Source organism: Colwellia aquaemaris, from assembly GCF_057548755.1.
The window spans coordinates 99,504-111,627 of record NZ_BAAJLV010000004.1 but is presented as its reverse complement, the minus strand read 5'-3'; the positions used below and the strand labels follow the sequence as shown (position 1 = coordinate 111,627).

Here is a 12,124-nt window from a genome sequence, read left to right as displayed (position 1 = left end):
CTATGAATCTCACTGAATTTGTTATCAAAAATAAGGTTGTAACCTTATTTAGTGTTTTTTTGCTAACGGTAGCTGGGATATTTAGCTTTTTTTCATTGGGGCAATTGGAAGATCCTGAATTTACCGTGAAAAATGCGTTAATTATGACGCCTTACTACGGGGCGACCCCAACAGAGGTTGAACAAGAAGTCACTGATCGCATAGAAAATGCATTGCAAGAAATGCCTGAACTCGATTCATTACATTCTCGGTCAATGGCGGGATCTTCACTCATTACCGTGTCAATTAAAGCCGAGTATTGGGCGGACAGACTACCTCAAGTCTGGGACAAATTACGTCGTCAAGTCAGTGATGTTCAAGGTGAGTTGCCTAAAGGCGCGGGCTCATCTCAAGTGATTGATGATTTTGGCGCTGTATATGGACTCATGGTCGGTGTTATTGGTGATGGTTATAATAATACCGAAGTTCATGATTACGTTAAATTAGTTCAAAAAGAAGTTAGTCTGGTAGAAGGCGTTGCTCGAGTTAGCCTATGGGGTGACCAGCAAGCGGCAATTTATATTGACGTATCAGAAAGCAAATTGGCGAGTTTAGGCTTATCAAGCGCATCAATTACCACCTTGTTAAGCAACCAAAACCTTATTGTCGATGCAGGGCACATTGAATCAGGCGGATACCGATTAAATGTTCAGCCTTCAGGCAGCTTCAAAACACCACAAGATATTGGCAATTTATTAGTTCACGGACAGTCTCGCGACAATATTAGCGAATTTATTCGTATCAGTGATATCGGGACAATCAGTGAAGGTTATGTTGAACCCTCTACCGCGACAATGCGCCTTAACGGCAGAGATGCAATTGTACTATCCATATCTCCTATTGAAGGCACCAATGTCGTAGAAATGGGTGCACGCGTTTCACAAAAACTAGCAGAAGTTAAAGAACGATTGCCTGTTGGTGTAGAAATGATACCTATTCATTGGCAACCAAGCGCCGTAGACGAGTCAGTACAGTCATTTTTAATTAATTTCATGCAAGCTGTTGCCATCGTATTGGTCGTCCTCACCATCGCTATGGGTTGGAAAATGGGCATAGTTATTGGTACTGCATTAACCTTAACTATTCTAGGCACGTTTATCTTGATGGCAGTTTTTGGCATTGATCTACACCGCATGTCATTAGGGGCGTTAATCATAGCCTTAGGCATGATGGTAGATAATGCCATTGTTGTTGCTGAAGGCTATGTTGTTAAAATTCAAAAAGGATTAGATAAGAAAAAGGCCGCTGTTGAAGCCGCGAAAGGACCTTCGATGGCGTTGCTTGGTGCAACTGTGATTGCCGTCATGGCTTTTTATCCTATCTTTGCCTCAGTTGAAGGTGCTGGCGAATATTGTCGCGCCTTATTTATTGTTGTTGCCATCTCATTGATGGTGAGCTGGGTAATATCACTAACGATAACGCCACTGCAATGCATGTATATGCTGCATAATGACGCTCAAGAGAACCACTCTGAAGGTAAGCTGTTATCTGGCTTTCGCCGTTTGCTCGAGTTTTCATTACAAAAACGCTTACTCACGGTTATAAGTATGGTGGCGCTTTTAGTTGTTGCTTTAGGTACATTTGGTAATGTAAAACAAATATTCTTCCCAAGTTCAGCAATGACCAAGTTTATGGTGGACTATTGGAGTCCACAAGGTACACGAGTGCAAACAACCTCGAAAGGCATCATTCCTATAGAGGACTATTTATTGGCTGATGACAGAGTGCAAACGGTATCTGCATTTATCGGTCAAGGCTCACCACGATTCTACTTACCGGTAGACCCTGAAAAACCTAACTCTTCCTATGGACAGCTTATTGTCAATGTCCATGAACTTGACGACATGGCAAATGTTATTGACGACCTACAATTATGGTTAGGAGAAAATATCCCTGATGCCATGACTCGGATCAGAAAATACACCGTAGGCCCGGCACTAACATGGGAATTTGAAGCGAGATTTATTGGCCCAGCCGATGCTGATCCTGAAGTATTAAGAGACTTAGCGGCAAAAGGTATGGCAATTTTACATCAATCACCACTTGCTAAAGAAATCTCCACCGACTGGCGTCAACAAGTATTAGATGTAGTACCTGAATATAATCAAGTAAAAGGTCGTCGCACAGGAATTTCTCGCTCCGACCTTGCCAATACCACTAAACGTTATTATGACGGGTTCACTATTGGAACTTACCGTCGAGATGACAACCTATTACCTATTATAGTAAGAGAAAATATTGATGAAAGAAGCATCAATAGCTTAGAAACGCTGCAAATTGAACCAGTAAACCAGTCAATATCAGTACCTTTAGGCCAAGTTACCGATGGTATTGCCACTGAATGGGTTAACCCAACAATATGGCGATATAATCGCCATAGGGCAATTACGGTGCAAGCAACGCCTGTTGATACAACAGTCGCGGCACTAAGAGCGTCAGTATTAGACGAGTTCAGTCAAATAGAATTACCAAAAGGTTATAAATTAGAGTGGTTTGGTGAGCATAAAAGTACCATTGACTCTCAAGCATCATTAATTCCAGGTGTGGTTCCTGCGTTAGCCATCATTTTATTTATTTTGGTTGCATTGTTTAATGAACTTCGCCCTATGGTAATTATCATGCTACTCATCCCGTTTGTTATGATTGGGGTTTCGCCTGGCTTACAAATGAGCGGTGCGGCATTTGGTTTTGTGACCTTGCTTGGCGTTATGAGTTTATCTGGCATGATGATAAAAAATGCCATCGTACTCGTCGACCAAATCAACCTAGAGAAGGCTGATGGAAAATCACCGCATCAAGCCATTATTGATGCTGCAATTTCTCGTGTCAGACCGGTATTTTTAGCAGCTGCAACAACAGTGTTAGGCGTTATACCTTTAGTGCCCGATCTGTTTTGGCAAGGGTTAGCAGTAGCCATTATGGCAGGCCTCGCGTTTGGTACATTATTAACCATGGTACTCTTGCCTGTACTTTATTCGCTATTTTATAAAACAAAACCAGCATAATACTGAAAATACAGTTATGGAGGTAAGTTACTTTATTTACGAATGGCTGATCGCCATCTTTACGATAGTGATCAGCGTATGGATACATTCGCAAGTTATGCTGTGGTTAAAGAGAAGTAGAGTGTCTGGGCTACAAATTGGACGAAGCAGAATATTTAAGGTAATGCTTTGCCTTATTTTTGCTCATATTGTTGAAATATGTATTTTCGCTTTCGCTTATAAGTTGATGTTATCAAACCCTAAATTTGGTTCATTAACCGGCAGTGACTTAACTTCAATCACAGATTATTTTTACTACTCATCAACAGTATTTACTACTTTAGGCTTTGGAGACATTGTGCCCCAGGGCCTAATTCGTTTATTCACTAGTGTAGAGTCATTAACGGGTATCAGCCTTGTTGCATGGTCAATGTCAGTCGCTTTTGTTGAAATTCAGTACACCGAAGCCGATTAACGTAAGCTTATTTGAATAGCTTAATTATCTATTGATGAATTATTATGGTTAGATTGAATTTTTGAGTACTTAGTTATGTACTGTGTTTAATATATTAAATAGCACGTGTCATAAATCGGCTATTGTCATCTAATTGGTAATCACCAAATGGACCACAATAGTTAAAACCAAACTTTTTATACAGTGCTCTAGCAGGTTTGAAAAAGTCCATTGACCCCGTTTCTAAACTCATTTGTCGGTATTGTCGAGCAGTTGCTACTTTTAGCAAGTGTTGCATTAAGGCTGAAGCAACGCCTAAGTTTCGTGCCTTGGTTGTGGTTCTCATTGATTTGAGCTCAGCGTGATTTTCGTCAATTTCACGTAGGGCGGCACAACCAAGTAAACTATTGTTTTTCCAGCAGCTGTAAAAAGTGATTGCAGGATCTTTTAAGGCAGAAATATCTAAGGCATGTACGCTTTCTGGTGGTGAGGTAGCGTACATATCAGCTAAATGTTCTTCGAGTAAAGCGATAACTTCGCCGCCATTTAAATCATCAACTTTTATCTGCATATTTTTAATTTTTCTTAATGGAACAATCTATACTCATGTTACCATTTTTTACGCGGCAAAAATTGTTTTTGTTGGTCAATATCATGGGTTTGATTGTAGATTTTTCGATGAACATTTTTGCCAATTAAAATTTTAATTTGATAATAAGACTCACGAAATAATGCCCAGCCATTGCTGCCTTGCCAACTTTTGTTATAAAGCTTTTTATTGGCGGCAAGGGCATCGGGTGATTTCGTCAGTAATGACTCGGCAAAGGCTTGTGCATCAGTAAGTGGTGTTTCACTAACTTCGGTCACTAAATTTAATGCTAGTGCTTGTTGGCCGGTAAATTCTTCTGCTGTCATAGCCAGCTTTTTGGCTTGGTCAATCGGTATTAAGTCGCGCAGTGCAATGGTGCCACCCATATCTGGTATTAAGCCCCATTTGCCCTCCATTATTGAAAGAGAGGCATCAGGCGTTGCAAATCGAAAATCAGCGCCTAAGGCGATTTGTAATCCACCGCCCCAACAACGGCCATGAATTGCGCATATCACCGGAGCTGGAATATCTCGCCAACTTGTCGACACCCGCTGTGCTAAATTAGCGCGCCATGGTAGCGTTTTAAAAAGTAGTTTAATCATGCTCATTGGTGATTTCATAATGGATTTAACGTCTAAACCTGAGCAAAAGTCATCACCATTACCTGAAACAATAACGGCCCGAATTGCCCGATTTTTACGTAACATTTTCATGGTTTTATCAATGGCAAGAAACATTGGCATATCTAGCGCATTAAGTTTTTCGGCTCGATTAAGTGTTACGTGGGCAATATTATCGACTATGTCAACGGTAATTCTTTGGCTGATCATGGGCATCCTTGTTCTAGTCGTATTTCAAATGGTATGACCAGTACCTTAGCGAAAGTCAATATTGATGTCCACTACCAGCCGGGCTCTTTTGGAACAGATACTTGTAAAAGCCGACTTTTTATCGCACATTGTCATGCATTATTTTTTATATTTTGCGAAACATTGGTGAAAGGTTATGAAAAACAAGTTAATTTTATCGAGTGTTATCACGTTGGCGACTATCCCGCTTTTAGTGAGTAATATTGTTCAAGCCTATCAAGATAAGCCGTTTGCCATTGCTATTCATGGTGGTGCAGGCACGATAAGCAAAAGTAAAATGACTACAGAAAAGCGTGCTGCTTACGAAAGTAAATTGAAACAGGCGCGTGATGCGGGCTTTGCGTTATTAGCAAAAGGTGAGTCTAGTCAAGCAGCTGTAATCGCGGCTATTCAAATATTAGAGGATTCACCATTATTCAATGCTGGTAAAGGTGCTGTTTATACTTTTGATGGCGAACATGAGCTTGATGCTTCCATCATGAACGGTAAAACTTTAAATGCTGGTGCAGTTTCTGGTGTTAAAACGATAAAAAGCCCGATTGCATTGGCTGAAAAAGTGATGGAAAAATCGGTACATGTAATGTTAAGTGGCGAAGGTGCTGAATTATTTGCCAAACAACAAGGTGTTGAACGTGTTGAAAATAGTTATTTTGATACCGAGCACAGGTATAAATCATTACTGCGCGCGAAAAAGAAATTAGCCGAGCAAGAAAAAGAATTGAAAGACTTTCAAGCTGCTCATCAAACGTTACCTAATGAATATAAATTTGGTACCGTCGGTGCGGTAGCATTAGATAAGTCGGGCACCTTAACGGCAGGTACAAGTACTGGTGGTATGACCGCGAAACGCTTTGGCCGTATTGGTGACTCTCCCATTATCGGTGCCGGTACTTATGCCAATAATGAAAGCTGTGCAGTTTCCGCCACAGGCCATGGAGAATATTTTATTCGCTATCATGTTGCAGCAGATATTTGTGCCCGTATGCAGTATCAAAATATTAGTCTTGAACAAGCGGCGGATGTAGTGGTTAATGACGTGTTAGTGTCAGCCGGTGGCTCAGGTGGTATTATCGCTATTGATCATGCGGGTAATATTACCATGCCGTTTAATAGCTCAGGCATGTATCGTGCAAGCAAATCGTCAAATGGCGAAGCATTCATTGGGATTTTTAAAGATGATAAATAGTATCAGTAAAACATCTAGTTTGAAGAAGTTAACTGCAGTTTTCGCAACCGTGTTGGCACTATCTGCATGCTCAGATGATGTCGGGAAAGTCAGTTTAGGTTTATTTACCACTAAAGATGTTGTGATAACCGCTAAACAAGACCCATTAGTGACTGGCGTCACTTGCCATATTAGTCATGTCGAAGCGGATTTAGATTTTTCCGACCCGTCCGATATGAGCATCGCTTGTCGACAAACGGGAGAGATATCAGCGCAAGATTTAGCAAAAATTGACCGTTCAAAAAATGGTGAAGTGGTATTTAAAGAGTCAAAAAGTATTTTATTTAAAAGCTTAAAAGTGAGACGTATTTATGATGCTGAAAATAAAACTTTAATTTATCTGTCTTATTCAACAAAAGAATCTTCAGGTAGTCACCATCATTCATTATCAACTGTGCCGCTATATAACACTAAGGCGTGGAGTTGGGCATTAGCACAAAATGCCGATGGTAACCCTTAAGCCTGTTTTGATTAAAAGGCTTTGAATAAAAATATTTAGCGTTTAATTGTAAAAGAAAGTAGTAGAAATTATGTTAGCAAAACTGTTTAGCCCAAAAGCCATTATTGATGAAAATACCCAAAACTGGATCCTTGATACTTTTGCGTGGGCTATTGAAAATTTTGATATTAATGTATTAAAAAAAGAAACACGTTTGGTGTTACCAACAAATGAGTTTTATCCTGGCACAGTGTCGAGTATTGATGAAATGGCGCAAGCCATGTTTGCCAATACTAAAAATTATGCGGGTATGCAGCAATGGCCTGTGCAGTTATCCAATAATGCTTCAGCGCCAAATGCCGCGCTGGAAGATTTGACCATAGGCAAGGTTATTCGTGGTGAACATGCCGAAGTTACCTTTAGTACTAACTCAGAGTTTTTAAACTTGGCATACTCGCCTAACCAGGTGAATCAACCGCAAGACTTAATTGCCGGCATTAGCCAAGCACTTGCCAGTATTTTAGTGGTTTCAAATAAAGTGTTACCGCCAGGCGGTAAAGAATACTTACCGCAAGCGATTGATTTAGTAGCCTGTTTTATGGGGTTTGGTGTTATTTTTGCCAATACCGCTTATCAATTTAAAGGTGGTTGTGGTTCGTGTAATAACGCCAGTTTGAATCGTCAAGCCGCGTTAACTGAGCCAGAAACTTTGTACGCATTGGCGCTTTTTTGCGTATTAAAAAAAGAGCCAATTAAAAAAGTTAAAACGCATTTAAAGTCACATTTACGAAAAGACTTTTCGAATGCTTACAAAAGTATAGAACAGTCACTCACTAGCAGCGCACAACCGGCGTTATTAGCCGTTATGAATTAATCGTTGAACACCATGTTAACTAGGATGAGAAAATTTAGAAAATTTTCGGTAAATTGATGATTTATTTGCAAATGCGTCTACAGTTAAGATGTGTAGGTTTAATTTTAATTTTTAGGGATCCGCTATGGAATCATTACAAGTAAAAGAATATATGAACCATTATCCAGTAACCTTTACACCTGAAATGGTAGTTGAGGAAGCAGCGTTAAGGTTTTTAAAAACCAAGCAAATAGGTGGTCCTGTTATTGATAAAAACAACCAATTAATTGGCTTTTTATCAGAAAGTGATGTCTTAGCGAAAATGATAGAAACCATTTATTACAACGAGCATATTGCCGATGTGAGTGACTTAATGCGCAAAGATGTGTTGACGGTTAAGCCTTATGATAGTGTTATGGAGCTAGGTCAACAAATGCTGAAAAATAAACCGAAAGTTTATCCGGTTGTTGATGATGATGAAAACTTAGTCGGTACTATCTCGCGTAACGATGTGTTGCGCGCCATTGATTTGCACTTACGCTCAGGTTATAAAGCGTAGTAATTTTATTAAGCACTAGGCAGATGAATACTTTCCCGCTAGGTAAATATTCATTTGCTTTCTGATACCTGTTAAACTGTTCTTTTGTTAGCTGTTTTGAGTCTGTTTTGTCCACTGAAACCCCTGTTAATCCTACTGCCAATATTGTTGAAAATATCACAGTAAAATCACTTTTCGAGCAATTACACCGAGTTAAATTGTCGGATAAAGCGCGTATTAAAAAGCGTTTACTTGGCGTTAAAAAAATTAACAATGCAGGGAAGCAACAAAAAGCTTTGCAGCAAATATCTACGTCAATTGTGCAATCAATAGAGAATAAACAAATTCGCCTGACAAATTTACCTAAAGTAAGTTATCCAGAAGGTTTACCTGTTTGTGAAAATGTTGATGTCATAGCAAAAGCAATTGCTGAAAATCAAGTGGTGATTATTGCCGGCGAAACCGGCTCAGGTAAAACGACACAAATTCCAAAAATATGTTTGCAACTTGGTCGTGGTGTTGAAGGCATTATTGGTCATACTCAGCCACGTCGTATCGCCGCACGAACCGTTGCTAATCGTATAGCCGATGAACTTAATACTAAACTAGGTAATGCTGTTGGTTATAAAGTGCGTTTCAATGACCAAGTCAGTGAGCAAAGCTACATTAAATTGATGACAGACGGTATTTTGCTGGCTGAAATGCAAAAAGATCGTTTACTGCGTCAGTACGATACCTTGATCATAGATGAAGCTCATGAGCGTAGCTTAAATATCGATTTTATTTTGGGGTATTTGCGTCAAATATTGCCCAAGCGTCCTGATTTGAAAGTTATTATCACTTCAGCAACTATAGATCCTGAACGGTTTGCTCAACATTTTGCCACTAGCACAGGGCAACTTGCGCCAATTATTGAAGTTTCAGGTCGCACCTTCCCCGTTGAAATGCGCTATAGACCACTAAATGAGTTGAGTGACGAGAGTAACGGTGATGCTGATATTATTTCCGGAATTCTAAACGCGGTTGATGAGCTTGGTTTAGAAAGTAGTGGTGATATCTTAGTATTCCTCAATGGTGAACGAGAAATCCGTGATACTGCTCGCGCTTTAGAGAAAGCGAATTTACGTCATACTAATGTATTGCCATTGTACTCGCGCTTAACGGTGGCTGAGCAAAACCTAATTTTTAAGCCGCATAGCGGTCGAAATATTGTTCTGGCAACCAACGTTGCTGAAACGAGTTTAACAGTGCCAGGTATTAAATATGTGATTGATCCGGGCACGGCAAGAATCTCTCGCTATAGCTACCGTACAAAAGTGCAACGTTTGCCAATTGAGCCAATATCACAGGCCAGTGCTAATCAACGAGCAGGGCGTTGTGGGCGTGTTTCTTCAGGTGTTTGTATACGCCTTTACTCTGAAGATGATTACTTGAATCGTCCAGAGTTTACCGACCCAGAAATATTGCGCACCAACTTAGCCACCGTTATTTTGCAAATGTTGGCGTTAGACTTAGGCGAAATCTCAGACTTTCCATTTGTACAGCCACCTGATAATCGCAATATTAATGACGGTGTTCGATTGTTGGAAGAATTAGCAGCAATAGATGCCAGTGCTAATCGCGTGAAGTTAACCCAAGTTGGACGTTCATTATCGAAATTCCCTATTGATCCGCGTTTAGCGAAAATGATTTTAACGGCGGCTGACTTGGGCTGTATTGAACAAGTTTTTATTATTGTTAGTGCTTTAAGTATTCAAGACCCGCGTGAACGACCACACGAAAAACAGCAAGCAGCGGATGAAAAACATAGCCGTTTTAAAAATAAGCAATCAGACTTTGTTAGTTTATTAAAATTATGGAACTACGTAGAAGAGCAACAAAAACAGCTGTCAAATAATCAATTTCGTCGATTGTGCCAGAAAGAATTTTTATCTTATGTGCGAATTCGAGAATGGCAAGATATTTACAGCCAGTTAACGCACTCACTGCGCGAGCTGAAAATTCCGATGAGCCGTATCGAAGTAGACTTGTCTGAAGAAGAGCATAAACATAAAGCCGATCCTAATTTAGACATTGTTCATCAAGCCATTTTGTCAGGCTTGTTAAGCCATTTAGGGCAGCAAGACGAAAACCGTGAATACAAAGGTGCTCGTGGTAGTAAATTCTTTATATTCCCCGGTTCTGCACTAGCAAAAAAATCACCTAAATGGTTAATGGCGGCGGAGCTGGTTGAAACGAGCCGTTTATTTGCGCGTATGGCAGCGAAAATTGACCCGTTATGGCTTGAGCCTTTGGCTGGGCATATAGTTAAACGTAACTACAGTGAGCCGCACTGGGAGAAGAAGCAAGGCGCTGTGATGGCGTTTGAGCAAGTAACGCTTTATGGTTTGATTATTGTCGGTAAGCGTAAAGTTAACTTCAATAAAATTGAGCCTGATACTTGTCGTGAAATTTTTATTCGTGAAGCCTTAGTTAATGGTGATAGCACTATTAAGGAAGCGTTCTTAAAAGAAAATCGTCAACTGGTTAATGAAATTGAAGCGTTAGAGCAAAAAGCGCGACGCAAAGACTTTTTAATTGAAGAGCAACAGTTAGTAGATTTTTACACTGAAAAATTACCTGAAACGGTTATTTGTCAACGAAGCTTTTTAGCATGGTGGAAAAGACAAAAGCATCACAATGCTAAGTTATTAAATTTTACCAAAGGTTTTTTGTTAAAAGAAACCGCAGTAAAACTATCAGTCAATGAATACCCGGAAACTTGGCAACAGGGCAGTTTAACTTTGCCGTTAAGTTATCATTTTAGCCCAGGTGATATTGACGACGGCATTAGTGTTTTAATTCCTATTGGCATTCTTAATCAAATAGAGAATATTGGTTTTGATTGGCTAATTCCCGCATTACGACTTGAACTAATTACTGCGTTAATTCGGGGGTTACCTAAGTCGTTACGCCGAAACTTTGTGCCAGCACCAAATTATGCACAAGCGTGTTTTTCTGCGATTTCAGACACCGACAGTACGTTAACAGCAGCGCTTGAGAAGCAACTATTACGAATGACGGGTGTGCGATTGCCTGAGGACGCTTGGCAAGATATTGAACTCGTACCACATTTATCAATGAACTTTAAAGTTGTTAACGAGCACGGCAAGTTACTTAAACAAGGTCGTAATCTTGATGACTTAAAGGATAGCTTACAAGGCAAGGTACAAGCTTCAATTAAAAAGGTAGCAGATAAAGGTATTGAGCGCAGTGAAATTGCCAAGTGGGATTTCAATAGCTTACCAAAAAGTTACGAAAAGAAAATGGCAAACATCACCATTAAAGCCTTTCCCGCTTTAGTTGATAAAAATAAATCTGTCGCCATTGAGCTATTTGAACATGAAAGCTTAGCTGAGCAAGCTATGTTAGATGGTGTCAGTCGCTTGATATTATTGAGTATTCCTTCACCAGTTAAGTATTTGCAGCAAAAGCTACCTAATAAGGCAAAATTAGGACTATATTTTAATCCGTTTGGCTCAATCAACGATTTACTCGATGATTGTATTGTCGCCGGCTGTCAATTTTTAGTAAACGAATACGGTGAGTTACCTCGAACGCAGCAAACTTTTGAGGACTGCAAGGAACATGTACGTGCTGAAATTGCTGATTGCGTATTAAGTGCAGCGATAAAAGTTGAACGTGTACTAAGTTTGGCGCACGATGTAAGAAAGAAAATGAAAGGTAAATTGTCGCTTAATGTTGTGCAATCTCATGGCGATATAAAAGGCCAATTAGAAGCTATAGTGTTTAAAGGCTTTGTAACTAAAGCAGGTTATCAACGTTTAGATGATATTGCTAGATACCTTACGGCTATGCAGCGACGTCTAGAAAAACTGCAAATTGACCCGAATCAAGATCGATTGAAAATGCTTGAGATTGAAAAGGTACAAAAAGCGTTAGATGCGGTAGTAGCACAACAACCGAAAGGGCAGCCTTTAAGTAAAGAGTTAGTACAGGGCTATTGGATGATAGAGGAGCTTAGAGTATCTCTTTTTGCTCAAAACTTGAAAACACCTTATCCAATATCAGCTAAGCGAATATTGAACTACCTCAAAGAATACAGCTAAAATTGCCACTACGATTTGACAGTTC

9 protein-coding genes are annotated in these 12,124 nt (G+C 39.8%); 7 read left to right on the top strand and 2 right to left on the bottom strand.

What is annotated here, in order from left to right:
- Positions 1-2 precede the first annotated feature (2 nt).
- Together AC27HL_RS12400 and AC27HL_RS12395 are read left to right on the top strand one after the other, a co-directional pair.
- Entirely contained in the window at positions 3-3,044 is a 3,042-nt protein-coding gene (locus AC27HL_RS12400; RefSeq protein WP_487081317.1) for an efflux RND transporter permease subunit, read from the top strand.
- Between the two features lie 163 nt (positions 3,045-3,207).
- Positions 3,208-3,498 (top strand): ion channel, encoded by a 291-nt coding sequence (locus AC27HL_RS12395; protein ID WP_487081316.1) that lies wholly within the window; start codon positions 3,208-3,210, stop codon positions 3,496-3,498.
- A gap of 94 nt (positions 3,499-3,592) precedes the next feature.
- On the opposite strand, the gene AC27HL_RS12390 is transcribed toward AC27HL_RS12395, so the two are convergent.
- Together AC27HL_RS12390 and AC27HL_RS12385 are read right to left on the bottom strand one after the other, a co-directional pair.
- Positions 3,593-4,048: a GNAT family N-acetyltransferase gene (locus AC27HL_RS12390; RefSeq protein WP_487081315.1), complete on the bottom strand. Its 456-nt coding sequence runs from the start codon at positions 4,046-4,048 to the stop codon at positions 3,593-3,595.
- 38 nt (positions 4,049-4,086) lie between these two features.
- Positions 4,087-4,896, bottom strand: coding sequence for a crotonase/enoyl-CoA hydratase family protein (locus AC27HL_RS12385; protein WP_487081314.1), 810 nt, complete (start codon positions 4,894-4,896; stop codon positions 4,087-4,089).
- Positions 4,897-5,071: 175 nt separating this feature from the next.
- Here AC27HL_RS12385 and AC27HL_RS12380 point away from each other — a divergent pair, with 175 nt between their 5' ends.
- From AC27HL_RS12380 to hrpA, 5 genes are all read left to right on the top strand, one after another.
- Positions 5,072-6,121 (top strand): isoaspartyl peptidase/L-asparaginase family protein, encoded by a 1,050-nt coding sequence (locus tag AC27HL_RS12380; protein ID WP_487081313.1) that lies wholly within the window; start codon positions 5,072-5,074, stop codon positions 6,119-6,121.
- Positions 6,111-6,620 (top strand): CreA family protein, encoded by a 510-nt coding sequence (locus AC27HL_RS12375; RefSeq protein WP_487081312.1) that lies wholly within the window; start codon positions 6,111-6,113, stop codon positions 6,618-6,620. The genes AC27HL_RS12380 and AC27HL_RS12375 overlap by 11 nt, the downstream gene beginning before the upstream one ends.
- Positions 6,621-6,690: 70 nt before the next feature.
- Positions 6,691-7,473 (top strand): hypothetical protein, encoded by a 783-nt coding sequence (locus AC27HL_RS12370; protein ID WP_487081311.1) that lies wholly within the window; start codon positions 6,691-6,693, stop codon positions 7,471-7,473.
- Between the two features lie 124 nt (positions 7,474-7,597).
- Complete coding sequence (locus AC27HL_RS12365) at positions 7,598-8,011, top strand: CBS domain-containing protein (RefSeq protein ID WP_487081310.1); 414 nt, start codon at positions 7,598-7,600, stop codon at positions 8,009-8,011.
- A gap of 107 nt (positions 8,012-8,118) precedes the next feature.
- Positions 8,119-12,099, top strand: coding sequence for an ATP-dependent RNA helicase HrpA (hrpA, locus tag AC27HL_RS12360; RefSeq protein WP_487081309.1), 3,981 nt, complete (start codon positions 8,119-8,121; stop codon positions 12,097-12,099).
- Positions 12,100-12,124 lie beyond the last annotated feature (25 nt).

What these genes read in the sequence shown, in the direction of transcription:
- AC27HL_RS12380 (WP_487081313.1), top strand. Translation starts at nt 5,072, where the DNA reads ATGAAAAACAAGTTAATTTTATCGAGTGTTATCACGTTGGCGACTATC.
- AC27HL_RS12370 (WP_487081311.1), top strand. Translation starts at nt 6,691, where the DNA reads ATGTTAGCAAAACTGTTTAGCCCAAAAGCCATTATTGATGAAAATACC.
- AC27HL_RS12365 (WP_487081310.1), top strand. Translation starts at nt 7,598, where the DNA reads ATGGAATCATTACAAGTAAAAGAATATATGAACCATTATCCAGTAACC.
- AC27HL_RS12395 (WP_487081316.1), top strand. Translation starts at nt 3,208, where the DNA reads ATGCTTTGCCTTATTTTTGCTCATATTGTTGAAATATGTATTTTCGCT.
- AC27HL_RS12375 (WP_487081312.1), top strand. Translation starts at nt 6,111, where the DNA reads ATGATAAATAGTATCAGTAAAACATCTAGTTTGAAGAAGTTAACTGCA.
- AC27HL_RS12390 (WP_487081315.1), bottom strand. Translation starts at nt 4,048, where the DNA reads ATGCAGATAAAAGTTGATGATTTAAATGGCGGCGAAGTTATCGCTTTA.
- AC27HL_RS12385 (WP_487081314.1), bottom strand. Translation starts at nt 4,896, where the DNA reads ATGATCAGCCAAAGAATTACCGTTGACATAGTCGATAATATTGCCCAC.
- AC27HL_RS12400 (WP_487081317.1), top strand. Translation starts at nt 3, where the DNA reads ATGAATCTCACTGAATTTGTTATCAAAAATAAGGTTGTAACCTTATTT.